Origin of the sequence: Bacillus sp. CH_70 (genome assembly GCF_038007045.1) — a bacterium.
Classification (GTDB): Bacteria; Bacillota; Bacilli; order Bacillales; family Bacillaceae_G; genus Bacillus_A; species Bacillus_A cereus.
In genome coordinates this window covers 3,984,733-4,007,230 of record NZ_JBBOWL010000001.1, presented here as the reverse complement: position 1 = coordinate 4,007,230, position 22,498 = coordinate 3,984,733, and the positions used below count along the sequence as shown (strand labels likewise).

The window sequence follows — 22,498 nt, the reverse complement described above, 5'->3', positions numbered from 1 at the left end:
AACATTAACTGGTAAGATACAAATAGGTAGTTTTAGAGGAGGGAAAAGAGTGATTAATTTTAACTTTTTTATGAATGATGTTGTCCGCCAAGCGCGTGAAGAGATTGTCTCTGCTGGATATACAGAATTGACGACGCCAGAAGCGGTAGAAGAAGCGTTTAAAAGAAATGGAACAACACTTGTAATGGTAAACTCTGTATGTGGTTGTGCAGGTGGTATTGCTCGTCCTGCTGCTGCGCATTCCGTACATTATGATAAACGTCCTAACCACCTTGTAACGGTGTTTGCAGGTCAAGATAAAGAAGCGACAGCAAGAGCACGTGAATATTTCGAAGGGTATCCACCTTCTTCTCCATCATTTGCTTTATTAAAAGATGGAAAAATTGTAACGATGGTAGAGCGTCATGAAATTGAAGGTCATGAACCGATGCAAGTTATTGCGAAACTACAATCACATTTTGAAGAGAATTGTGAAGAACTATAAAAAATAAGAGAAAAGGCGGCACGTCCACAATCAAGTGGATGTGCCGCCTTTTTTATTTATTATTAAAATTTCAGAGATATGCATAGTTATGTTATTTTATGCATTATTTTATACATAACAAATAGCATTTATATTGTTTTATTATTTATTTTTATTTTATATATTGCATAAAAATAAAAGTGCTGATACAATACAAACATCGAATAAATATTCTATTAAACTTTTAAATATACATTATTAGGGGGAAGAAAGATGAAGAAGTTAGTATCAATATCGTTTGCACTTATTTTAATTGTAAGTATATTCAGCGCTTGTAGTAATGGGGAATCGAAAGAAACAAAAGGAAATAAGAAAGTACTCGTAATGGGGACTTCAGCAGATTATAAACCATATGAATACGTGGAAGCTTCAAAAAGTGATGAAATTATTGGTTTTGATGTTGATGTTGCTAAATATATCGGAAAAGAACTTGGGTATGAAGTGAAAGTGAAAGATATGGATTTTGGTGGTTTATTAGCATCTCTTAGTTCAGGAAAAGTTGATTTCGTAATGGCAGGCATGACGCCAACTGCAGAGCGTAAAAATAATGTTGATTTTACAGATATTTATTTTGTTGCGAAAAATATGGTTGTTTCTAAAAAGGATTCTAACATTAAATCTGTAGAGGATTTAAAAGGGAAAAAAGTAGGGGTACAAACAGGATCTATTCAAGAAGAGAAAGCGGCAGAATTTAAAAAACAAGTAGATTTCCAAGTTGAGGGACGTGACCGTATACCAGAAATCGTACAAGAAATTAAAGCTGGTCGTTTTGACGCTGCAATTATAGAAGACACAGTTGCTAAAAATTATTTAGAGAAAATGAAAGATTTACAAGGAATTGAAATTAAAGAAGCGCCAGAAGAAGTTGGAGCAGCAATTGCCCTTCCGAAAAACAGTGATAAAACAGCTGAATTTAATAAAGTAATTAAAAAAATGCAAGAAAATGGAGAAATGGATAAATTAGTGAAGAAATGGTTTGGCAGCGGAAAATAAGCTGCCTTTCACTTTTCTGTGAGGGGAATGAAAAGAATGAACTTAGATTTTTCGGCGATTACGCCTTCGATACCATATATACTAAAAGGTTTAGAAGTTACTTTGAAAATTGTAGCGGTATCAGCTTTAGCAGGATTTATTTTAGGAACGTTATTAGCACTTTGTAAAATTGCTAGAATACGAGCATTAAATATAGCAGCAGATTTTTATACATCAATTTTTCGTGGTACACCACTTGTATTGCAATTAATGATTATTTATTTCGGTGTCCCGCAAATAATTGGTTATGAAATACCAGCATTCTTAGCAGCTGTACTTGCATTTAGCTTGAATTCAGGTGCATACATGTCAGAAGTAATTCGTGCTGGTATTCAAGCAGTTGATAAAGGACAAACAGAAGCAGCAATGGCTTTAGGGATACCATATGGAAAAATGATGAGAAATATTATTTTCCCTCAAGCATTAAAAAATATATTACCAGCGCTTGTGAACGAATTTGCGACACTTACGAAAGAATCAGCTGTAGTAACAGTAATAGGCGCGACTGATTTAATGCGTCGTGCTTACATTGTAGGTGGTGAGACATTTAAATATCTTGAACCATTACTTTTTGTTGGACTGATTTATTATATGTTAGTCATTATTCTTACATTAGTCGGGAAGGCAATTGAAGGGAGAATGAAGAAAAGTGATTAAAATTGAAAACCTTCATAAATCATTTGGTAAAAACGAAGTATTAAAAGGAATTACAACAACGATTGAAAAAGGGGAAGTAGTTGCAATTATAGGACCTTCTGGATCAGGAAAATCAACATTTTTACGTTGTATGAATATGTTAGAAGCACCAACGGATGGTCACATTTGGATTGGAACGGAAGAAGTAACGAATCCGAAAACGAATGTTATGCATGTTCGTGAAAATGTCGGTATGGTATTTCAGCATTTTCACTTATTTCCTCATATGACTGTATTAGAAAATATTACGTATGCCCCTATCAATGTAAAAGGGGTAACGAAGCAAGAAGCTGAAAAGAAAGCTGAGAAACTTTTAGAAAAGGTTGGATTAGTAGATAAAAAAAATACGTATCCGAATCGTTTGTCGGGAGGACAAAAGCAACGTGTAGCAATTGCAAGAGCGTTAGCGATGGAACCGGAAGTTATGTTATTTGATGAACCGACATCGGCGCTAGATCCAGAGATGGTGAAAGAAGTGTTAGAAGTTATGAAATCGTTAGTTACGACAGGAATGACGATGGCTATTGTTACACATGAAATGGGCTTTGCAAAAGAAGTGGCAGATCGTGTTCTTTTCTTGGACGGAGGAAAGCTTGTAGAAGATAGTGCGCCAGAAGAATTTTTTGCAGCGCCGAAAAGTGAACGTGCGCAACAATTTTTACAAAAAATATTGTAATATGAAAAGGTTATGTGAATAATAAGTAGAAAAGGATGACATTGTGTCATCCTTTTTTATACTAGCTGTAAATACGTTTATACATATAGGAGCAATGATATGTTCAAAATTGGATACCGTACAGTAAAAACAGCAATAGGGACAGGCGCGGCAGTTTTTATTGCTCAGTTATTAGGATTAGAATTTTATAGTTCAGCAGGTATTTTAGTTATTTTATGTGTACAAAATACGAAGCGCAAATCGCTTCAAGTGTCGTTACATCGTTTTCTAGCGTGTGTATTATCAATGGTATTCGCGTTTTGTATTTTTGAAACGATCGGCTATACACCACTTGCAATTAGTATATTGTTACTTACATTTATTCCGACTGCAGTAATGCTTAAAATTCAAGAAGGTATTGTCACGAGTTCAGTTATTGTTATGCATCTATATTCATTGAAGCAAATTACATGGCTTATAGTTGGAAATGAAATTGCTATATTAACAATAGGAATTAGCGTGGCGTTATTAGTAAATATGTATATGCCGAGTAGTGAAAATAAGCTAAAAGAGTATCAGGATAAAATAGAGAGTAATTTTAAAACGATTTTGTTTGAAATGGTTGTGTATTTACGAAATCGAGAAAGTAGTTGGAGTGGAGCAGAACTCATTGAAACCGAGAATATGTTAAATGAAGCAAGAGATTTATCGTTTAAAAAACTTGAGAATGCATTTATGCGAGAAGATGATTATTACTATCGTTATTTTAATATGCGTATGCAACAATTCGAAATTTTAGAGCGAATGATACCATTAGCAGCTTCTTTATCGTGGACGTATGAACAAGCTGACATGATTGCAGATGTTGTTGAAAACATTGGTAATGCTATTAGCCCTGAGAGTACAGGCGTTATTTCCTTAAGGCAGCTTCAAGAAATGAGGGAATTATTTAGAGACATGCCATTGCCAGCTACACGCGAAGAATTTGAGATACGTGCGAAACTTGTTCAACTTGTGTATGAAATGGAACAATATTTACTCATTAAAAGTCGCTTTAAGGGAAAGGATAATATAAAAGAACTTATATAGAAGGTAGGAATTATCTATGCCGTATCTTCTCTCTATCATATTATGTCTTTCTTTATCACCGATTTGGCCTCTTGGGGATAATCCACGTGCCGGAGATCCTTTTATTATTGTAAATAAAGCAACGAATAAATTAGCTTACATTGACGATGGAAAGATTCAAAAGGTTTTTCCAGTAGCGACAGGGAAAACGAATGAATTAACTCCAGAAGGAACTTTTGATGTTGTAATGAAAGCGAAGGATCCGTATTACATTGCGAAGGATATTCCAGGTGGATCGCCAAAAAATCCACTTGGATCAAGGTGGATTGGATTTAATGCAAGAGGAACTGATGGAAGTAAATATGGAATACATGGAACAAACCAACCGAGTTCAATTGGAAAGTATATTTCACAAGGATGTATAAGAATGAAGAAAAACGATGTGGAATATTTGTTTGATCGTATTCCAATTGGAACGAAAGTATGGATTGTGAAATCGAAAAAATCATTTCAGCAATTGGCAAAAGAAAAAGGAGCCGTTGCATATGAAGAAGCCAACGAAAAGGTTGGCTTTTTCTATTGTAATAAGTTGTCTTGACATGTGTACATAACCATGCGTTAATGAAAGTATAGAAAGATAAAATTAGATAAAGGGGTTGCTCATATGTACTTGAATCCAAAACTTTCGTATATGCAGTTTTTTATGGGATTTCTATTTGTTATTACATTCATATTGGCAACTTTTAATATATGTTCTTATCTTGTAGCGATTGTATGTATGGCATTACTTAATCTCACTTTTGTTATTGGGGCATTTCAGCAGAAGCAATATACAAGTTTTGTAATAGCACTTGTAATGTCATTTTCCTTTAGTATTGTAGCGATTGTGTTTTATATAAAATAAACCATCTCGATGTCGAGATGGTTTATTTTGTCATGTGTAAAAAGTAAAAAAAGGACGAACACATCGCCCTTTTTACCAAAACATACTCGCGCCAGCAAGTAATGTTGTTACAAGCATAGAAATTAGCATCACATAAACCATAATTTTTTGAGCTTTTTTATGCATCGTTATACCTCCTTGCAAATCAGTACAATTTCATTGTAACGAGAAATGAAATTATGGACAAGGGGAGAGTAAGGACAAAATTCGGGAAGGGGTTGCAAAATATAACAGGAAATTTGAGTGTGTGTAGAGAATATAGTAAAAGGGTATATTGTTAATTTTTAGTTGGGCAAGCTGAAGAATGGAGATACGATGATGAAAATATACGAAACAGATCGTTTATATTTAAAGGAAATTGATGAGTCGTATGCTGAAACAGTTCTTCAATATTACGACAGAAATCGTGAGTTTTTAAAAGCTTGGGAAGAGTATAGACCGGATGATTTTTTTACGCTAGATTATCAAAAGAAAAAGTTGCAAAAGGATAGAAAAGAGTTCGAAGAAGGGAAAATCATCAGACTATGGATTTTTAAAAAGGGTGATGATACGAAAATAATTGGGTGTATTTCATTTAATTTAATCGTTCGTGGCATTTATCAATCTTGTGTACTCGGTTATAAATTAGATAAAGCAGAGTTAAACAAAGGGTATACGACAGAAGCGCTTAGAAAAGCAATTCAAGTTGCTTTTGAGGGATTTCAGTTACATCGTATAGAAGCTCCGATTATGCCTCGTAATTTAGCATCTATACAAGTAGTGACGAAGATAGGCTTTCAATATGAAGGCGTGTCTAGGAAGATGTTAATGGTAAATGGCGTGTGGGAGGATCATATGCGCTGGGTATTGTTAAATGAGTAATAGAAAGCAGATGGTTATCTAGACATGTAAACCATCTGTTTTTTGTCTTGTATTTCGAAACTTTTGCGAAATTCTGTTATAATTAATAGTGTTACATACATAATGGTAGTGCAGGAGGCGCAGTCTTATGATTAATCAAGAACGTTTAGTAAATGAATTTATGGAATTAGTACAAGTAGATTCTGAAACGAAATTTGAAGCAGAAATCTGCAAAGTATTAACGAAGAAATTTACAGATTTAGGTGTAGAAGTATTTGAAGATGACACAATGGCTGTAACTGGTCATGGTGCAGGTAACTTAATTTGTACTTTACCAGCAACAAAAGATGGTGTTGATACAATTTACTTTACTTCTCATATGGATACAGTAGTTCCTGGTAATGGAATTAAGCCTTCTATTAAAGATGGATATATCGTATCAGATGGTACAACAATTTTGGGCGCGGATGATAAAGCTGGATTAGCATCAATGTTCGAAGCAATCCGTGTTTTAAAAGAGAAAAATATCTCTCACGGTAAAATTGAATTTATTATTACAGTCGGAGAAGAATCAGGTCTTGTTGGTGCAAAAGCTTTAGATCGTGAGCGTATTACAGCGAAGTATGGCTACGCATTAGATAGCGATGGAAAAGTTGGTGAAATCGTTGTTGCAGCTCCAACACAAGCGAAAGTGAACGCAATTATTCGCGGGAAAACAGCTCACGCTGGTGTAGCACCGGAGAAAGGTGTATCTGCAATTACTATCGCAGCGAAAGCAATTGCGAAGATGCCACTTGGTCGCATTGACTCTGAAACGACTGCAAACATTGGACGTTTTGAAGGTGGTACACAAACGAATATCGTTTGCGATCATGTACAAATCTTTGCAGAAGCTCGTTCTTTAATCAATGAGAAAATGGAAGCACAAGTTGCGAAAATGAAAGAAGCATTTGAAACAACTGCAAAAGAAATGGGTGGTCATGCAGACGTTGAAGTAAACGTTATGTACCCAGGATTTAAATTTGCTGATGGCGATCACGTTGTAGAAGTTGCAAAACGTGCAGCTGAAAAAATTGGTCGTACACCTTCTCTTCACCAAAGTGGTGGCGGAAGTGATGCAAACGTAATTGCAGGACACGGTATCCCAACAGTTAACTTGGCAGTTGGTTATGAAGAAATTCATACAACAAACGAGAAGATTCCTGTTGAAGAGTTAGCAAAAACAGCAGAATTAGTTGTTGCAATTATTGAAGAAGTAGCGAAGTAATAGAATAGAAAAAGCGTGTAAATCAATTGTGATTTACACGCTTTTTATTTTGATTCGATTGTTTTTACAAGGCGTATAAGCCAATACAAGAAAAATCATAGCAGTATATAATATTAGACGAGAGAAAAATCCAAACGTATTCATGTTGAAAATTGGAAGGAGTAAATAATTAATTATGATGATTAATATAACTACAAGGAACATATAGTTAATTTCACCATAATCAGCCTCTTTCACATGTGTATCCTCTTTATATGGATTATAAAAAAGAACAAGTAATTATTATAACTATTGTGCAAAATTTGATATAATAAAAGAACGAACGTTCTGATTAGGGGGTGAGTACTATGCGAGAAATGTATCCGAAAAATGGTCGTGTAATTTTACATGTAGATATGAATTGCTTTTTCGCATCTGTTGAAATTGCTCATGATCCATCATTACAAGGAAAGCCATTAGCGGTTGCTGGAAATGAAAAAGAGAGAAAAGGAATTATTATAACATGTAGTTATGAGGCGAGAGAATACGGAATACGTACGACGATGCCCCTTTGGGAAGCGAAAAGGTTATGCCCGCAATTAGTTGTAAGGCGTCCTAATTTCGCATTATATCGCGAAGCTTCATTTCAAATGTTTCAAGTCCTTTCCCGTTTTACAGAAAAGATACAACCAGTCTCAATAGATGAAGGATATTTAGATATTACAGATTGCTACGCACTTGGTTCTCCTCTTGAAATAGCAAAGATGATTCAACAAGCACTATTAACAGAGTTGCAGCTTCCGTGTAGTATTGGAATCGCTCCAAATCTTTTCCTAGCAAAGACCGCTTCAGATATGAAAAAACCACTTGGTATTACCGTGCTTCGAAAACGCGATATTCCAGAACTGATTTGGCCACGTCCAGTTGGAGCAATGCATGGAATTGGTGAGAAAACAGCTGAAAAATTAAATGATATTCATATACAGACAATTGAACAGTTGGCAAAGGGAGACGAGCATATCATTCGCGCTAAAATTGGCAAGCACGGTGTTGATTTGCAAAGGCGTGCAAAAGGTATGGATGATAGGGAAGTGGATCCGAGTCAAATGGGACAGCATAAAAGTGTCGGTAACTCGATGACTTTTTCAAAGGATATGGATGAAGAGAAAGAATTACTTGATATGTTAGAACGTTTATCAAAGTCAGTGAGTAAAAGGTTACAAAAGCGAACCCTTGTCAGCTATAATATTCAAATTATGATTAAATACCATGATAGGCGAACAGTAACACGGAGTAAGCAATTGAAAAATGCGATTTGGGAAGAACGCGATATTTTTCAAGCAGCATCCCGTTTATGGAAGCAACATTGGGATGGTGATTCCGTTCGTTTACTAGGTGTTACAGCTACTGAAATAGAGTGGAAGACAGAATCGGTGAAACAATTAGATTTGTTTTCATTTGAAGAGGATGCAAAAAAAGAACCGCTACTTGCTGTCATTGATCAAATTAATGATAAGTATGGAACACCACTTTTACAACGAGGTAGTCAACTATTACGTAAGCAAGAGAAGTCGTTTCAACAAAAGTTAGAAAATAAATTTATGTAGAAGGTGTCATGAAGTAGTAAAAATCATGACACCTTTCCTATTTAACTCGCTTCTAAATCTAAAGAAGTCTTCCATCCAGCTCCAGTAACGCCAGATTCTAATAGCATTCTACTTACTATTTTTTCAATTAAGATAGCTGCATTTGTCTTGCAATGTAATGTAGCCTGTATACAAACTTTTTGATTAGAATCTACATCTTCACTATACAACTCTTTTAAACTGAGCCCTTCTGTACTTACCATATGCATAAGTAAAAAACGAATATGTGCTTCATTTTCTTCTGAACAAGTAAGGGAAAGTAAGTAGTTCGTTTGTTCAGGTGATTCTTCTTTTGATTTTTTATTCATAAAAAGAGCAATTGGACGAAGAAGTATATTTGCTAGTAACACGCCGGCTGCACCTAATATAGCTGCAACGAGGAAACCGGCGCCTGTAAGAGTACCGACAGCAGCTGCACACCATAAAGTAGCTGCCGTATTTAGCCCTCTAATACTAAAACCATCGCGGATAATAACGCCACCCCCTAAAAAACCAATGCCACTAACGACTTGAGCAGCAATGCGTGAGGGGCTAGCATCATGATCAAGCATGACAGATAATAAAACAAATATACAGGCACCAAGTGATACGAGAGCATTTGTCCGTAACCCAGCCATTCGATGTCTCCATTGTCTTTCCATTCCGATGCAAGCTCCTACAATAATTGCTATAACTAATCTGAATATAATGTCGTACCATACCATCATGGTCACCTCCATATATAAATATGTGTTATGTCTTTTAGAATGAGCGGGGAATACCCACTCATTCTTATTTTTACAACCAGCTATGAAACTTTTTAATATAAAGCTTTTTCAGGAATTGTGTTAAAAAAGCGTAGCCTAATAGTATTCCTACTAACCAAGGGAAGTAGCTAAGTGGCAATGCTTGTAAACCAACGGCTACACCAAGTGGTGAGAATGGAATATAAATCCCGATTGCCATAATAAGAGCGGTTAATAAAACGACGGGTGTTGATGCAGCGCTTTGAATAAATGGAATCTTCTGTGTTCGTATCATGTGAACAATTAAAGTTTGTGTTAACAATCCAACCACAAACCAACCGGACTGGAATAATGATTGCTCGCTCGGTGTATTTGCGCCAAATACATTCCACATGACTACGTATGTGATAATATCAAATATGGAACTAATTGGGCCGATACAAATAATGAAGTTTCGTAAGTTTGCAGTATCCCATTTTCGGGGTTTTTCTAGAAACTCTTTATCCATTTTGTCCCATGGAATAGAAAGTTGTGAAATATCATAAAGTAAGTTTTGAATTAAAAGATGAATGGCAAGCATCGGTAAAAAAGGAATGAAAGCACTTGCTACTAACACGCTAAACACATTACCGAAGTTAGAGCTAGCTGTCATCTTAATATATTTTAAAATATTTCCGAATGTAGTACGTCCTTCTACAATCCCGGCTTCTAATATAGTTAAACTTTTTTCGAGTAGAATAATATCAGAAGCTTCTTTCGCAATATCAGTAGCAGTATCAACAGATATTCCGACATCAGCTTCACGTAATGCTACAGCATCGTTAATGCCGTCTCCCATGTAACCTACAGTGTGTCTGTTACCTTGTAATGCTTGTATAATGCGAGATTTTTGCATTGGATTAAGCTTCGCAAATACAGTCGTTTCTTCAGCAAGTTTTGCTAATGCTTTATCGGGTAAAGAATCAATCTCGTAACCGAGGATTGGTTCGCCGATATCTAATCCAACTTCTTTACAAACTTTTCGTGTAACAATTTCGTTATCGCCAGTTAAAATTTTCACTTGTACACCATGCTTTTGTAATGCTTGAATTGCAGCTGATGCAGATGGTTTCGGGGGATCTAAAAAGCCGATATATCCAGCGAGAATCATATCAGTTTCGTCTTTTACTGCGTACTCTTTATCATTTATGTTTCTATCTTTTTTATAAGCCACAGCAATAACCCGCATACCTTCACTATTCAATGTCTCGCTTAGTTTTTTGACATTTGAGCGTATTTCCTCAGTGAGTGTAACGATTTTTTTATCCACTTCAGTGTAGTTGCAAATTGATAAAATTTCTTCTACGGCACCTTTACAAACCATTGTATGTTCACCTGAAATATCTTTTACGATGACTGACATACGCCGGCGGGCGAAATCGAATGGAATTTCATCTAGCTTTTGAAAAGCTGATGGGTCAAATGTATTGTTTTCCTCTGTATGCTTAATAACAGCTTTATCTATTAAGTTTTTCAATCCAGTTTGATAGAAACTATTTAAATAGGCAAATTGCAAGACGCGATTGCATTTATTTCCATTAGGATCTAAGTGACGAACAAGGATAACGTTATCTTCTGTTAAAGTTCCGGTTTTATCTGTACAAAGAATATTCATAGCACCTAAGTTTTGAATAGAATTTAGTTGCTTCACAATTACTTTTTGTTTAGACATGTTAACGGCACCTTTAGCTAAATTAGCAGTTACAATCATTGGCAACATTTCAGGTGTAAGGCCAACAGCCACGGCAATAGCGAAGAAGAAAGCTTCTTGCCAATCTCCTTTTGTGAATCCGTTAATGAGAAGGACAATAGGCGCCATAATAAGCATGAATGTAATTAAGAGCCAGCTTACTTTGTTTACACCTTTATCAAAGCTTGTTTCTACCCGCTTTCCGATTACCTTATTTGCTAAAGAGCCGAAATACGTATCGGTACTTGTTGAGATGACAACAGCTTTTGCGCTACCACTTACAATATTTGTTCCCATGAAGCAAAGGTTTTCCATATCGAGTGGATTGTAATTTTTTTTCATGTTTTTCGGTAAGATATGCTTATTTTCTGTATGGTAGCAGTTTTCGTATTTTTCTACAGGAAGTGCTTCCCCTGTTAAAGAAGATTGATTAACAAATAAATCTTTAGCGGATACAATACGCACATCGGCTGGAACGATATCACCTGCTGAAAGGGAAATAATATCGCCAGGTACAAGTTCCTCAATTGGAATTTCTGTTGTGTAATTTCGATTTAAATTCGTTACATTTTTTATTTCATGTACAAATCCATTTATTCTAAATACGCTCGCAGTTGTTCGAACCATAGCTTTTAACTTATCGGCAGCTTTTTGAGAACGAAATTCTTGGGAAAACCGAATCGTTGCACTAAGTAGGACCATTACAGATACGACAATTGTTCCTTGCATATCATCCGTGAAAAAGGAGAGTGCTCCAAGAGCTAATAAAACGAAAATAAATGGATTTTTAAATGCTAACAGAAGCTGAATGTACCACGGTGCCATTTTATTATGAGCTATTTCGTTCGGGCCATATAAAGAAAGTCTACGAGACGCTTCTTGTTTAGATAATCCATCTTGAGATGTTTCTAAAAGTTTTAACGCAGAGCTTATATCTTGTGTTGCAACCTCCACTAATAATTCGTTATTTGTTTTCATGCTATCTTGCTCATAAGCATGCTTTGTTTCTTGTCTTTGTAAATTAAACATCGGTAGTTCCTCCTCTGTCATGAAGGAGGAAACAATCTGTTACCTAACTATTTGAAATGGTGAGGAACAGTTTCTTTCCTACCTACATGATGAAATATGAATGTAAAACGTATGGGTATCTGGGCCGAATCATCAATTGCCAACTGTTCCTCACCTCCGTACAATTTAGTAGTTTCTGAATATGCTATGTTTGTTTCATAGTAAGGTGCATATAGACGTAAAAAGACCTTTACTCAAAACGAGTAAAGGTCTGAATTCGCAGTTAAAAGAGTCCACAACAAAGACTGCTAGTAGACATAAATAAAAACAGTTTTTGTGTATGACAAAATACATGCACCTCTCCCTCGTTGAGTTTTAGCACTGTATAGCATAGGTACTGAAACCAGCTACGTTAAAAAAGGCCTTCATTCCGACCTTTCCTGTTGACCCATTGGCGTCTCTCGACATTTTTGGGCAGCAGCGTTTCTCTATACAGGAGCCTCACCTAACAGAGACCATATTCAATTACATGTTGAATGTTAGCACTGTAAAATCGTAGTGTCAATATCTTTTTTATCTGTGTTTTTAAAATATTAAATGGATTTATAATAGATATATGGGATGAAATGCATGATATTAATTATAAATAATGTGGAAAATAAATATTTTTATAAAAGGGGAATTTGTAATGGTACCACAAAATTTTATTATAAATATTGAGAATCAAAAGTGGTTGTTTAATGAGCAGGAAGATTTATGTTCTCACGGGGAAATTTATTTAAATGTGGATGGAACGATTATTACACAAACAGGTATGGATGAGGAATGGGGAATAAGTGAATCAGCTTTAGCTCTGTTACGAACTTTAGATAAAGAATATATTTGTGATATTGAAAATGAAGAGGGGCTTATTTTGCACGGATGTGGCACTATGCTCATGTTAGGATGCCCAATTTTAATTCATTGGACTATAAACCATATAGGTGAAAATGTGGTTTTAAAGGATTTTGTCAAAGTTATTTCTACTGATCAAAAGGCTATATACTATGAAGGGCTTCATATAGAAGTAAATGAAAATGAATATAGAAAACAAATTGTTTCTTTTGCGCTACAAGCAAAAGAATTATTCAATAAATCAAGTGAAAAGATAATCTTAGATGAGTTTGATCAAAGTATGTATACAGACTTTTGGACGGAATATAATCATTTGCTAAATAAGTATAAATAAAAAAGCACTGTAACCAGTGCTTTTTTATTATAGATTACGAGATTGTAGGGTTTTCAAAAATAACAATCTCTGAACTGTTTGTAGTTGAAACGCGTTGGGCGTAATATGTTAAAGCTGAAGAAATATATGCTGGTAACGTATCATTTGTATGTGATGTTGTATATTCATGGATTAATTCCTTTAAAGTTGTCCATTCTAATTGTGCTGGGTGATCAGACACGAAAGAACTTACCCAGCGATCAAATGAAGATGAAAAATCAGTTTGTAAACGAAATACTTCTTTCATAATAAAACGCTCCCTTAAAATGTAGTATAATCATTTTAACACAAAACACGAACGATTGCTAAATTTTTTAAGTATAATGTTCGTGTTATATAGTTGTCTAGATGATTGGTTATGTAAATTCAATTTGCCATTTGAAATAACATTCCGTAAGATGAGAGATAGAGTATATTTAGAGCTGGAGGAAAGAAAGTGGAATTTGTATTTTTAGGAACTGGTGCAGGTGTTCCTTCAAAAGGAAGGAACGTTTCAGCAATTGCTTTACAATTGTTAGAAGAACGAGGACAAACTTGGTTATTTGATTGTGGCGAGGCCACGCAACATCAAATATTACATACATCTGTACGTCCGCGCCGCATTGAAAAAATATTTATTACGCATTTACATGGCGATCATATTTTTGGATTGCCTGGTTTATTAGGTAGCCGTTCATTTCAAGGAGGAACTACGCCTTTAACGGTGTATGGACCGAAAGGAATTAAACAATTTATTGAAGTGGCATTATCGGTAAGTACGACACATGTGAAATATCCACTTGAAGTTGTGGAGATAACAGAAGAAGGTACCGTATTTGAAGATAATGAATTTTATGTAGAAACGAAAAGATTGTCACACGGTATAGAATGTTTTGGATATCGTATTGTAGAGAAAGATATACAAGGTGCTCTTTTAGTTGATAAGTTGCTTGAGATGGGTGTGAAACCAGGTCCAATCTTTAAACGTTTAAAGGATGGAGAAGTAGTTGAATTAGAGGATGGCACGATATTAAATGGAAATGAGTTTATCGGCCCACCTCAAAAAGGAAGAATTATTACTATCTTAGGTGATACGCGATATTGCGAAGCAAGTAGGGAGCTTGCGCAAGATGCAGATGTACTTGTCCATGAAGCGACTTTCGCAGCAGAAGATGAGCAACAAGCGCATGATTATTTTCATTCCACATCTAAGCAAGCTGCGAGCATTGCACTTCAGGCAAATGCGAAGCGATTAATCTTAACTCACATTAGTTCTCGCTATCAAGGAGATACATATAAGGAATTATTGAAAGAGGCAAGAGAGTTGTTTTCTAATACAGAAATAGCGACAGATTTGAAATCATTCCCAGTAGAAAAATAATAATTTTGTAAAAAATGGTAACGGTGGGTTGCCATTTTTTTATGTCTAAAAAAATTTAAAAATAAAACTGTTATTATTTTATACTTATACTTGGATGATACAGAAAATTAGAATGGTTTGAATATATACGATAAAAATACGAAATAATGATTATTTAGAAAAACTGTTATATAAGTCAGATGACATACAAGTGATACAAATAGCAGGAATGGACTTTTATTCAGAACTTTTAAAATTCAACAAAAGTAAGCGTTTTATAAAAAACAAGCTATAATGAGGGCAGATTATAATTTATGATAAGTCACATGCTTTTTAGTTATTATCGTAACAAGTGAAGTTGACTAAACCATGAGAGAGTAACATGAGAATTATAATAGGAAAGATATCGCTTGTTTATGCTATCCTTGCAATGGCTTCTGTGTTAAACTTTGGATTGCTACCAGACTTTATTGTGGATTATCTTATATCATTTTTTAATGAAAATAATGCTAAGATTCTTATGTATTATTATAACTGGTATTATTTCAGGTTATATTGGATTACTTTTATTTAAAAATTATCCAATTCATACAGCAGAACAAATTCGTGGTACAACTGGAAAAGCGACAGATGTAGCAGGTTAATAGAATAGTAGAATAAATTTTTGCATAGAGGTTTAGGGGGAGTTATGATGAAGTATCGCTCAGTATTTGATATTATCGGTCCAGTTATGATTGGACCATCAAGTTCACATACAGCAGGCGCGGCAAGAATGGGGCAAGTTGCTCGCCAGCTGTTTCGTCATGAACCAGAAAGAGTAAGCATTTCGTTATATGGATCATTTGCAAAGACGTATCGAGGGCATGGTACGGATGTAGCACTAATCGGTGGAATATTAGGATTTGAAACAGATGACTTACGTATTCCAGAGGCGCTAGAAATAGCAAAAGAGCGCGGAATTGAAGTGGAATTCATTGAAGAAGATGCCAATGCACCTCACCCAAATACAGCGAAAATTCGTTTGTATAAAGGTGAAGAAGAAATTGAAGTTGTTGCTTGCTCAATTGGTGGCGGTAAAATTGAAGTTGTAGAATTAAACGGATTCGATCTTCAATTATCAGGCACAAGTCCAGCACTACTTATTGTAAATAACGATCGCTTTGGTGCTATTGCAGCAGTAGCTTCAATCCTTGCTACAAACGAGATTAACATTAGTACAATGAGTGTTTCTCGTAAAGAAAAAGGAAGAAGAGCGCTTATGGTTATTGAAACAGATGAATTATTAGCAGATGAAGTGATTGAAGAAATAAAAGCGCAACAAAATATTTGTCAAGTAACTATTATGGATTAATTGCAGGGGGGACACACCATGTTTCGGAACGCAGCGGAACTAGTGGCGCAAGCTAAAGAACAAAATGTAAAAATCGCAGAAATTATGATTCAATGTGAAATGGAAACAAGAAGTATTTCACGTGAAGAAGTAATTGCTGGTATGGAAAAGAACTTAGTCGTGATGGAACAAGCAGTAGAACGTGGTATTCGCGGCGTGAAATCACCAACTGGTTTAACTGGTGGAGATGCTGTAAAAGTTCAAGCGTATATGAAGAGTGGAAAAGGCTTATCTGGAGATACGATTTTGGATGCAGTAAGCAAAGCAGTTGCAACAAATGAAGTAAACGCAGCGATGGGAATTATTTGTGCAACACCAACAGCAGGGTCTGCTGGAACAGTGCCAGGTGTACTATTTGCGCTAAGAGAAAAATTGCAGCCTACACGTGAAGAAATGATTGAATTCTTATTTACAGCAGGAGCTTTCGGTATGGTTGTTGCGAATAACGCTTGTATTTCTGGTGCGGCAGGAGGATGCCAAGCTGAAGTTGGTTCAGCAAGTGGAATGGCGGCTGCAGCTGCAGTTGAGATGGCTGGTGGAACACAAGATCAAGCAGCTACAGCGATGGCAATTTCATTAAAGAACATGCTTGGTTTAGTGTGTGATCCTGTTGCAGGACTTGTAGAAGTACCTTGTGTAAAACGTAATGCAGCAGGAGCTGCAAATGCGATGATTTCAGCAGATTTAGCATTAGCTGGTGTAACGAGTACAATTCCATGTGATGAAGTAATTGAGGCAATGTTTAGAATCGGACAAACGATGCCAGTAGCACTTCGTGAAACAGCGGAAGGTGGACTTGCAGCAACGCCGACTGGTCGTCGCCTGCAAGAAGAGATTTTTGGGAAGAACAATAACTAAGTGTAATTATAGAAAAAGGAGCTCAAATAAACTTGAGCTCCTTTTTTTATTTTTCTTTTGTTAGTTGTTCTAATGTTTTTCCAAGATTATGTGATCGTTCCGTTGCCTGTGTAATACAAGAAATAAGTGCTTGTTGAAATTTATGTTCTTGTAATACTTCAATACCTGCTTCGGTAGTTCCGCCAGGAGAAGTAATTTCCTTTCGCAAAATAGAAGGGTGTTTGTCACTTGCTTTTAGCATTTCAGCAGCACCAATCATCGTTTGAAGAATAAGTGATTTTGCAACATCTTCTTTTAAACCAATTTTTTTTGCAGCTTCTTCCATAGCTTCCACTACGTAATAAATATAAGCAGGTCCACTTCCGGATAATGCAGTGACAGCATGCATATCTTCTTCCTCTACAACAGAGACGAGACCAATCGTTTCAAATAAAGATGTTGCAGTGCGAATATGTTCCGCTGTTGCATGTTTCGAAGGGGAGATAGCGGTAGCTGATTTTAAAATGGCTGCGGATGTATTTGGCATTGCACGAATAATTGGAACGTCTTTTTGAAGTAGTTTTCTAATTGAGTGAGTAGAAACACCTGCTAGTAATGAAATAATAAGCACGTTATTATTTATGTATTCTTTAAAAGGGATAAGCGCCTCTGCAACATCCTTTGGTTTCATTGCTAGAAAAAGAATATTTGCATCAGTAAGTAATTCTTTTTTATTATGAGTACCTTTGACACCGTATTTTTTATGTAGCTCTTGTAATCTTGTCTCGTTAGAACGATTACTTACAGTAATTTGTTCACATTTAACAACAGTTGCATGTAACAAGCCACCAATAATAGCTTCAGCAATAGAGCCTGCACCTAGAAAGGAAATGTTTTGAATAGACATGATGTTCCTCCTTTAATTTTGGTTAGAAATTCTTATAAATGTACATACATTCGTTTTTTTATAGGAAACACCTCTTTTTATCTGAAAATAATGACAAATATATATAGAAGTTGTAAACTGAAGAAGTATTCATTTTTGAACCGGAAAGAGACAGGGGGGCTAAGCATGACGGCGATTCACCGAATGGAGATTCCTGTACCATTTGCAGTGGAAACTGTGAATGTGTTTTTAGTTGAGGGGGAGACATTAACATTAATTGATACAGGGACGAATACAGAAGAGGCAAGAAATGCGTTAGAAAGTCAATTAGGTACATTAGGACATACGATAGAAGATATTGAAACAGTAGTCATTACGCATCATCATGCAGATCATTGTGGACTTTTAAATATATTTTCTGAGAAGACGAATATTATTGGACATCCTTGGAATGAGCCTTGGATCACACAAAATCCAGAGTTTTTAAAGCGGTATCATGAATTTTTTAGAGAGACGGCCTTACAGTTTGGTGTGCCAGTAGCATTTTTGAAAGACGAGTCGTTATTGACGACGAGGACACTTAAATATTCTTGTAATAGATCGTTAACGCATACTGTGAGAGAAGGAGATCGTATTAATTCTTTGCCTGGATTTACAGTGCTTGAAACACCAGGTCATGCTTCTACTCATATTTCTTTATATAGAGAATCTGATGGAATATTAATTGGTGGAGATGCTCTCATTAGTCATATTTCTTCGAATCCAATACTAGAACCACCATATGAAGGGCAAACAGAACGGGCACGCCCATTACTACAATATAATCAAACATTACAGCGTTTAAGCGAAATGAATATTTCACGCATTTTATCAGGGCATGGGGAAGATGTTCTAAATGTGAAACAACTTATTGAAACGAGATTACAAAAGCAAGAAACACGTGCTTTTAAAGTACTTGAGTTATTAAAGGAAAAACCAATGACAGCATTTGAAGTATGTGTAAAACTATTTCCGGTATTATATAAAGAACAATTACCACTTACTATTTCAGAAACGGTTGGACAATTGGACTATTTAGCATATAATCAACAAGTGATGATTGATGAGTCATCGCAACAATTGATTTATTATGCAAAGTAGGTGACAGCAATGACAGGACGTTTACAAAATAAAGTAATCGTCATTACAGGTGCTTCTAGTGGGATTGGTGAGCAAGTTGCAATGCAAGTTGCAGCACAGGGAGCGACTCCAGTATTAATGGCTCGAACAGAAGAGAAACTACAAGCGTTAGTAGACAAAATTAAAGAAACTTATAATACGCCTTGCTATTATTATGTATTAGATGTAAGTGATGAGATGGAAGTACAGTCTGTTTTTTCAAAGGTATTACAAGAAGTGGGACGTATTGATATATTAGTAAACAATGCGGGATTTGGTATTTTTAAAACGTTTGAAGATGCGTCAATGGGTGAAGTAAAAGATATGTTCCAAGTAAATGTATTTGGATTAGTAGCATGTACGAAAGCGGTACTACCTTATATGGTAAACAAGAATGAAGGACATATTATTAATATCGCTTCACTTGCTGGAAAAATTGCAACTCCGAAATCGAGTGCTTATGCAGCAACGAAACATGCCGTATTAGGATTTACGAATAGTTTACGCATGGAATTAGCCAATACAGATATTTATGTTACAGCAATTAATCCAGGTCCGATAGATACAAACTTTTTTGAAATAGCGGATCAATCTGGTACATATGTAAAGAATATGGGACGTTACATGTTAAAACCAACATACGTAGCAGAACAAATCGTAAAGTCGATGCACACGAAAAAACGTGAAGTAAACTTACCGAAGTGGATGGGAATTGGCCCGAAACTTTATGCTTTATTCCCAGGTTTATTTGAACGTGTAGCAGGTAAATCATTAAGTAAAAAATAGGAGATTTCCATATGGAAATCTCCTATTTTTTATTGTTTTCCAGTTACATAATCATAAACAATATCCTCAATTTCCTCGTATAAATCAATTTCAATATTTGAATGAGTCACCGTTTGAATATGTTTCACTAGCATTTCCTGATCTTCTTTTGATATTGGACTGCATTGATATTGTTGAAAACTTTTTATAATCATTTTCTCAATTAATTTTTCGTTCATATTTTTCCCCGCCTGTATGTACGTATGTATTGTTTTATTGTACTTGAAGTGAAATAAAAAAACTACTATGCACTATTTTTGTATAAAAATTCGGTTGAGTATATTATTTTTCTAATAAAATTAAGTTTTTTTAGATTTAAAAATTTATAAATATTTAATTGACTCTATAAATATACAATATTATAATCATACTTAATTTAAAGAATCGATATGAGGAGGAACTTATGAAAGTCGCAATTATTGGAGCCACTGGATATGGGGGCATTGAGTTAATTCGTTTATTAGAACAACATCCATATTTTTCGATAGCATCTCTCCATTCTTTTTCACAAGTTGGTGAGTGTATAACAAATGTATATCCGCATCTTCGAAATGTCCTTTTTCATACGTTACAAGAAATTGATGTGGAGACGATAGGAAAAGAAGCAGAAATCGTATTTCTAGCAACCCCAGCAGGAGTATCGGCGGAGTTAACTCCCAAGTTATTAGCAGAAGGTTTAAAAGTAATTGACCTATCTGGAGACTTTCGTATGATAGATCCTTCGTCATATGAACTGTGGTATAAAAGGCCAGCAGCGAAAGAAGAAATTCTTAGAAAAGCAGTGTATGGGTTAAGTGAATGGAAAAGGACTGGGATTCAAAAGGCAAATTTAATTGCAAACCCAGGATGTTTTGCTACAGCCACATTGCTAGCGATAGCGCCGTTAGTACGTAGCGGCATGATTGAAGAAGATTCGATTATTATTGATGCGAAATCAGGGGTATCAGGAGCAGGTAAAACACCAACAACAATGACTCATTTTCCTGAGCTATATGATAACTTGCACATTTATAAAGTGAATGAGCATCAGCACGTTCCAGAGATTGAGCAAATGCTTACAGAATGGAATAGTGAATCACAGCCAATTACATTTAGCACACATTTAATACCGATATCACGAGGAATCATGATTACACTTTATGCAAAAGTAAAACAAAAGATGGAAATAAAGCAAATTCAAAAATTGTATGAAGAAACGTATGAACAATCGCCTTTCATCCGAATTTGTACACAAGGGAAATTTCCAAGTCCAAAAGAAGTGAGAGGCTCAAATTATTGTGATATTGGCATAGCTTACGATGAAAGAGCTGAAAGAGTTACGGTCGTTTCTGTTATAGACAATATGATGAAAGGCGCGGCTGGGCAAGCGATTCAAAATGCAAACATAATAGCGGGACTAGAAGAGACAACAGGTTTACAACATATGCCGCTTTATCTATAAGGGGGACATGATGATTAAAGTAGCGTCTATTACAAAATTAGAAAATGGTTCAATTGTAACGCCGAAAGGCTTTTCTGCAATTGGTACTGCAAATGGTTTAAAAAAGGAGAAAAAGGATTTAGGTGCCATCGTTTGTGATGTACCTGCATCATGTGCCGCTGTGTATACAACGAATCAAATACAAGCAGCTCCTTTGCAAGTAACGAAGGATAGTATAACGGCAGAAGGGAAGTTACAAGCAATTATCGTTAATAGTGGAAATGCAAATGCTTGTACTGGAATGAAAGGATTACAAGACGCATACGAGATGCGCGCATTAGGGGCGGAACATTTTGGGATGAAAGAAAATTACGTTGCAGTAGCTTCAACAGGTGTAATTGGTGTTCCACTGCCGATGGATATAATCCGAAAGGGAGTTGCAACTCTTATACCAACGAAGGAAGAAAGTGAAGCATATTGTTTTTCTGAAGCAATTTTAACGACGGATCTTATAACGAAAGAAACTTGCTATGAAATGATTATTGATGGGAAGAAAGTGGCGATTGCGGGTGTTGCAAAAGGTTCAGGGATGATTCATCCGAATATGGCAACGATGCTTAGTTTTATTACGACAGATGCTCATATAGAGCATGACGTATTGCAAACAGTGTTATCCCAAATTACGAATCATACATTTAATCAAATTACGGTAGATGGAGATACTTCTACGAATGATATGGTCATCGTTATGGCAAGTGGATTATCAGAAACAAGACCGATAAATATGGAACATACAGATTGGGAAACTTTCGTATGTGCTTTACAGAAGGTATGTGAAGATTTAGCGAAAAAAATTGCGCAAGATGGTGAAGGAGCTAAGAAGTTAATAGAAGTAAATGTGCTAGGAGCTCAAACGAATGAAGAGGCAAAAAAAATTGCAAAGCAAATAGTCGGTTCGAGTCTTGTGAAAACAGCAATACATGGTGAAGACCCAAACTGGGGGCGAATTATTAGTAGTATTGGACAAAGTGAAGTAGCTATTAATCCGAACACAATTGACATTACTCTTCAATCTATATCGGTATTAAAAAATAGTGAGCCTCAAATATTTTCTGAAGAAGAAATGAAAGAGAGATTACAAGAAGATGAAATAGTCATTAATGTGTACTTACACTTAGGTGAAGAGACAGGATCAGCTTGGGGCTGTGACTTAAGCTATGAATATGTGAAAATAAATGCTTGTTATCGTACATAAGGAGAGAGAA

General features: G+C 35.6%; 25 protein-coding genes, 1 pseudogene and 1 riboswitch. Of the genes and pseudogenes, 19 read left to right on the top strand and 7 right to left on the bottom strand.

What is annotated here, in order from left to right; genetic code table 11:
- The first annotated feature begins 70 nt into the window (after positions 1 to 70).
- The 7 genes from N2V79_RS20370 (at position 71) to N2V79_RS20340 (ending at position 4,878) form a co-directional block, all read left to right on the top strand.
- Complete coding sequence (locus N2V79_RS20370; protein WP_166504400.1) at positions 71 to 484, top strand: BrxA/BrxB family bacilliredoxin; 414 nt, start codon at positions 71 to 73, stop codon at positions 482 to 484.
- Positions 485 to 736: 252 nt separating this feature from the next.
- Positions 737 to 1,516: a transporter substrate-binding domain-containing protein gene (locus N2V79_RS20365; RefSeq protein ID WP_000737678.1), complete on the top strand. Its 780-nt coding sequence runs from the start codon at positions 737 to 739 to the stop codon at positions 1,514 to 1,516.
- Between the two features lie 36 nt (positions 1,517 to 1,552).
- Positions 1,553 to 2,212 carry an amino acid ABC transporter permease gene (locus N2V79_RS20360; protein WP_001046915.1) on the top strand — a complete coding sequence of 220 codons (660 nt, stop codon included), beginning with the start codon at positions 1,553 to 1,555 and terminating at the stop codon, positions 2,210 to 2,212.
- The gene (locus tag N2V79_RS20355; protein WP_000590203.1) at positions 2,205 to 2,927 is read left to right on the top strand and encodes an amino acid ABC transporter ATP-binding protein; all 723 of its coding nucleotides are present in this window, start codon (positions 2,205 to 2,207) and stop codon (positions 2,925 to 2,927) included. Before N2V79_RS20360 ends, N2V79_RS20355 begins: the two co-directional genes overlap by 8 nt.
- Before the next feature lie 99 nt (positions 2,928 to 3,026).
- A complete protein-coding gene (locus tag N2V79_RS20350; protein ID WP_000472671.1) occupies positions 3,027 to 3,995 on the top strand; it encodes an aromatic acid exporter family protein in 969 nt (322 codons plus the stop codon).
- Positions 3,996 to 4,011: 16 nt separating this feature from the next.
- Positions 4,012 to 4,572: a L,D-transpeptidase gene (locus N2V79_RS20345; protein ID WP_001146564.1), complete on the top strand. Its 561-nt coding sequence runs from the start codon at positions 4,012 to 4,014 to the stop codon at positions 4,570 to 4,572.
- A 66-nt stretch (positions 4,573 to 4,638) separates the two neighbouring features.
- Positions 4,639 to 4,878, top strand: a complete 240-nt coding sequence (locus N2V79_RS20340; protein ID WP_000281167.1) for a DUF3894 domain-containing protein — start codon at positions 4,639 to 4,641, stop codon at positions 4,876 to 4,878.
- Positions 4,879 to 4,950: 72 nt separating this feature from the next.
- On the opposite strand, the gene prli42 is transcribed toward N2V79_RS20340, so the two are convergent.
- Positions 4,951 to 5,043: a stressosome-associated protein Prli42 gene (gene prli42, locus N2V79_RS20335; RefSeq protein WP_000549037.1), complete on the bottom strand. Its 93-nt coding sequence runs from the start codon at positions 5,041 to 5,043 to the stop codon at positions 4,951 to 4,953.
- A gap of 189 nt (positions 5,044 to 5,232) precedes the next feature.
- Here prli42 and N2V79_RS20330 point away from each other — a divergent pair, with 189 nt between their 5' ends.
- Positions 5,233 to 5,778, top strand: a complete 546-nt coding sequence (locus N2V79_RS20330) for a GNAT family N-acetyltransferase (protein WP_025118231.1) — start codon at positions 5,233 to 5,235, stop codon at positions 5,776 to 5,778.
- A 127-nt stretch (positions 5,779 to 5,905) separates the two neighbouring features.
- Complete coding sequence (locus N2V79_RS20325; protein ID WP_000609816.1) at positions 5,906 to 7,024, top strand: tripeptidase T; 1,119 nt, start codon at positions 5,906 to 5,908, stop codon at positions 7,022 to 7,024.
- 44 nt (positions 7,025 to 7,068) lie between these two features.
- Here the strand turns inward: N2V79_RS20325 and N2V79_RS29245 are convergent.
- A pseudogene (locus tag N2V79_RS29245) lies at positions 7,069 to 7,261 on the bottom strand (hypothetical protein).
- 110 nt (positions 7,262 to 7,371) lie between these two features.
- Between N2V79_RS29245 and N2V79_RS20320 the strand changes: the two are divergent.
- Positions 7,372 to 8,610, top strand: a complete 1,239-nt coding sequence (locus N2V79_RS20320; RefSeq protein WP_069356180.1) for a DNA polymerase IV — start codon at positions 7,372 to 7,374, stop codon at positions 8,608 to 8,610.
- A gap of 41 nt (positions 8,611 to 8,651) precedes the next feature.
- On the opposite strand, the gene N2V79_RS20315 is transcribed toward N2V79_RS20320, so the two are convergent.
- Positions 8,652 to 9,353: an MgtC/SapB family protein gene (locus N2V79_RS20315; RefSeq protein ID WP_141240987.1), complete on the bottom strand. Its 702-nt coding sequence runs from the start codon at positions 9,351 to 9,353 to the stop codon at positions 8,652 to 8,654.
- A gap of 73 nt (positions 9,354 to 9,426) precedes the next feature.
- Positions 9,427 to 12,132 (bottom strand): magnesium-translocating P-type ATPase, encoded by a 2,706-nt coding sequence (gene mgtA, locus N2V79_RS20310; RefSeq protein WP_340720187.1) that lies wholly within the window; start codon positions 12,130 to 12,132, stop codon positions 9,427 to 9,429.
- Between the two features lie 331 nt (positions 12,133 to 12,463).
- Positions 12,464 to 12,631, bottom strand: a riboswitch (M-box (ykoK) riboswitch).
- Between the two features lie 168 nt (positions 12,632 to 12,799).
- On the opposite strand from mgtA, the gene N2V79_RS20305 reads away from it, so the two are divergent.
- Positions 12,800 to 13,339, top strand: a complete 540-nt coding sequence (locus N2V79_RS20305) for a hypothetical protein (RefSeq protein ID WP_048563888.1) — start codon at positions 12,800 to 12,802, stop codon at positions 13,337 to 13,339.
- Between the two features lie 34 nt (positions 13,340 to 13,373).
- On the opposite strand, the gene N2V79_RS20300 is transcribed toward N2V79_RS20305, so the two are convergent.
- A complete protein-coding gene (locus N2V79_RS20300) occupies positions 13,374 to 13,625 on the bottom strand; it encodes a DUF3932 family protein (RefSeq protein ID WP_000665709.1) in 252 nt (83 codons plus the stop codon).
- Between the two features lie 189 nt (positions 13,626 to 13,814).
- Here N2V79_RS20300 and rnz point away from each other — a divergent pair, with 189 nt between their 5' ends.
- The 4 genes from rnz (at position 13,815) to sdaAA (ending at position 16,965) form a co-directional block, all read left to right on the top strand.
- A complete protein-coding gene (gene rnz / locus N2V79_RS20295) occupies positions 13,815 to 14,738 on the top strand; it encodes a ribonuclease Z (RefSeq protein ID WP_000397454.1) in 924 nt (307 codons plus the stop codon).
- A 485-nt stretch (positions 14,739 to 15,223) separates the two neighbouring features.
- Complete coding sequence (locus N2V79_RS20290) at positions 15,224 to 15,361, top strand: hypothetical protein (protein ID WP_000943432.1); 138 nt, start codon at positions 15,224 to 15,226, stop codon at positions 15,359 to 15,361.
- 47 nt (positions 15,362 to 15,408) lie between these two features.
- Positions 15,409 to 16,068, top strand: coding sequence for an L-serine ammonia-lyase, iron-sulfur-dependent subunit beta (sdaAB, locus tag N2V79_RS20285; protein ID WP_000877449.1), 660 nt, complete (start codon positions 15,409 to 15,411; stop codon positions 16,066 to 16,068).
- An 18-nt stretch (positions 16,069 to 16,086) separates the two neighbouring features.
- Positions 16,087 to 16,965 (top strand): L-serine ammonia-lyase, iron-sulfur-dependent, subunit alpha, encoded by an 879-nt coding sequence (sdaAA, locus tag N2V79_RS20280; RefSeq protein ID WP_000489461.1) that lies wholly within the window; start codon positions 16,087 to 16,089, stop codon positions 16,963 to 16,965.
- Positions 16,966 to 17,011: 46 nt separating this feature from the next.
- Here the strand turns inward: sdaAA and proI are convergent, their stop codons facing one another.
- Positions 17,012 to 17,851 (bottom strand): pyrroline-5-carboxylate reductase ProI, encoded by an 840-nt coding sequence (proI, locus tag N2V79_RS20275; protein ID WP_340720186.1) that lies wholly within the window; start codon positions 17,849 to 17,851, stop codon positions 17,012 to 17,014.
- A 165-nt stretch (positions 17,852 to 18,016) separates the two neighbouring features.
- Here proI and N2V79_RS20270 point away from each other — a divergent pair, with 165 nt between their 5' ends.
- Together N2V79_RS20270 and N2V79_RS20265 are read left to right on the top strand one after the other, a co-directional pair.
- Complete coding sequence (locus N2V79_RS20270; protein ID WP_000125135.1) at positions 18,017 to 18,970, top strand: MBL fold metallo-hydrolase; 954 nt, start codon at positions 18,017 to 18,019, stop codon at positions 18,968 to 18,970.
- Positions 18,971 to 18,979: 9 nt separating this feature from the next.
- Positions 18,980 to 19,774, top strand: coding sequence for an SDR family NAD(P)-dependent oxidoreductase (locus tag N2V79_RS20265; protein ID WP_000147789.1), 795 nt, complete (start codon positions 18,980 to 18,982; stop codon positions 19,772 to 19,774).
- Between the two features lie 29 nt (positions 19,775 to 19,803).
- Here N2V79_RS20265 and N2V79_RS20260 read toward each other — a convergent pair whose 3' ends face one another.
- Complete coding sequence (locus tag N2V79_RS20260) at positions 19,804 to 19,992, bottom strand: YqzH family protein (protein WP_001003222.1); 189 nt, start codon at positions 19,990 to 19,992, stop codon at positions 19,804 to 19,806.
- Between the two features lie 224 nt (positions 19,993 to 20,216).
- Between N2V79_RS20260 and argC the strand changes: the two genes are divergently transcribed.
- Together argC and argJ are read left to right on the top strand one after the other, a co-directional pair.
- On the top strand, positions 20,217 to 21,254 hold the full coding sequence (gene argC, locus N2V79_RS20255; protein ID WP_071729704.1) for an N-acetyl-gamma-glutamyl-phosphate reductase: 1,038 nt from the start codon (positions 20,217 to 20,219) through the stop codon (positions 21,252 to 21,254).
- A 10-nt stretch (positions 21,255 to 21,264) separates the two neighbouring features.
- Entirely contained in the window at positions 21,265 to 22,488 is a 1,224-nt protein-coding gene (gene argJ / locus N2V79_RS20250; RefSeq protein WP_050844495.1) for a bifunctional glutamate N-acetyltransferase/amino-acid acetyltransferase ArgJ, read from the top strand.
- The last annotated feature ends 10 nt before the right edge of the window (positions 22,489 to 22,498 follow it).

Bases quoted from the DNA above. Each gene is read 5' to 3' on its own strand.
- N2V79_RS20315 (WP_141240987.1), bottom strand. From the start codon at position 9,353: ATGGTATGGTACGACATTATATTCAGATTAGTTATAGCAATTATTGTA.
- N2V79_RS20290 (WP_000943432.1), top strand. From the start codon at position 15,224: ATGCTAAGATTCTTATGTATTATTATAACTGGTATTATTTCAGGTTAT.
- N2V79_RS20270 (WP_000125135.1), top strand. From the start codon at position 18,017: ATGACGGCGATTCACCGAATGGAGATTCCTGTACCATTTGCAGTGGAA.
- N2V79_RS20260 (WP_001003222.1), bottom strand. From the start codon at position 19,992: ATGAACGAAAAATTAATTGAGAAAATGATTATAAAAAGTTTTCAACAA.
- N2V79_RS20300 (WP_000665709.1), bottom strand. From the start codon at position 13,625: ATGAAAGAAGTATTTCGTTTACAAACTGATTTTTCATCTTCATTTGAT.
- N2V79_RS20350 (WP_000472671.1), top strand. From the start codon at position 3,027: ATGTTCAAAATTGGATACCGTACAGTAAAAACAGCAATAGGGACAGGC.
- N2V79_RS20345 (WP_001146564.1), top strand. From the start codon at position 4,012: ATGCCGTATCTTCTCTCTATCATATTATGTCTTTCTTTATCACCGATT.
- mgtA (WP_340720187.1), bottom strand. From the start codon at position 12,132: ATGTTTAATTTACAAAGACAAGAAACAAAGCATGCTTATGAGCAAGAT.
- N2V79_RS20370 (WP_166504400.1), top strand. From the start codon at position 71: ATGAATGATGTTGTCCGCCAAGCGCGTGAAGAGATTGTCTCTGCTGGA.
- prli42 (WP_000549037.1), bottom strand. From the start codon at position 5,043: ATGCATAAAAAAGCTCAAAAAATTATGGTTTATGTGATGCTAATTTCT.
- proI (WP_340720186.1), bottom strand. From the start codon at position 17,851: ATGTCTATTCAAAACATTTCCTTTCTAGGTGCAGGCTCTATTGCTGAA.
- N2V79_RS20330 (WP_025118231.1), top strand. From the start codon at position 5,233: ATGATGAAAATATACGAAACAGATCGTTTATATTTAAAGGAAATTGAT.
- N2V79_RS20365 (WP_000737678.1), top strand. From the start codon at position 737: ATGAAGAAGTTAGTATCAATATCGTTTGCACTTATTTTAATTGTAAGT.
- sdaAA (WP_000489461.1), top strand. From the start codon at position 16,087: ATGTTTCGGAACGCAGCGGAACTAGTGGCGCAAGCTAAAGAACAAAAT.
- N2V79_RS20325 (WP_000609816.1), top strand. From the start codon at position 5,906: ATGATTAATCAAGAACGTTTAGTAAATGAATTTATGGAATTAGTACAA.
- argJ (WP_050844495.1), top strand. From the start codon at position 21,265: ATGATTAAAGTAGCGTCTATTACAAAATTAGAAAATGGTTCAATTGTA.
- sdaAB (WP_000877449.1), top strand. From the start codon at position 15,409: ATGAAGTATCGCTCAGTATTTGATATTATCGGTCCAGTTATGATTGGA.
- N2V79_RS20305 (WP_048563888.1), top strand. From the start codon at position 12,800: ATGGTACCACAAAATTTTATTATAAATATTGAGAATCAAAAGTGGTTG.
- argC (WP_071729704.1), top strand. From the start codon at position 20,217: ATGAAAGTCGCAATTATTGGAGCCACTGGATATGGGGGCATTGAGTTA.
- N2V79_RS20360 (WP_001046915.1), top strand. From the start codon at position 1,553: ATGAACTTAGATTTTTCGGCGATTACGCCTTCGATACCATATATACTA.
- N2V79_RS20340 (WP_000281167.1), top strand. From the start codon at position 4,639: ATGTACTTGAATCCAAAACTTTCGTATATGCAGTTTTTTATGGGATTT.
- N2V79_RS20320 (WP_069356180.1), top strand. From the start codon at position 7,372: ATGCGAGAAATGTATCCGAAAAATGGTCGTGTAATTTTACATGTAGAT.
- N2V79_RS20265 (WP_000147789.1), top strand. From the start codon at position 18,980: ATGACAGGACGTTTACAAAATAAAGTAATCGTCATTACAGGTGCTTCT.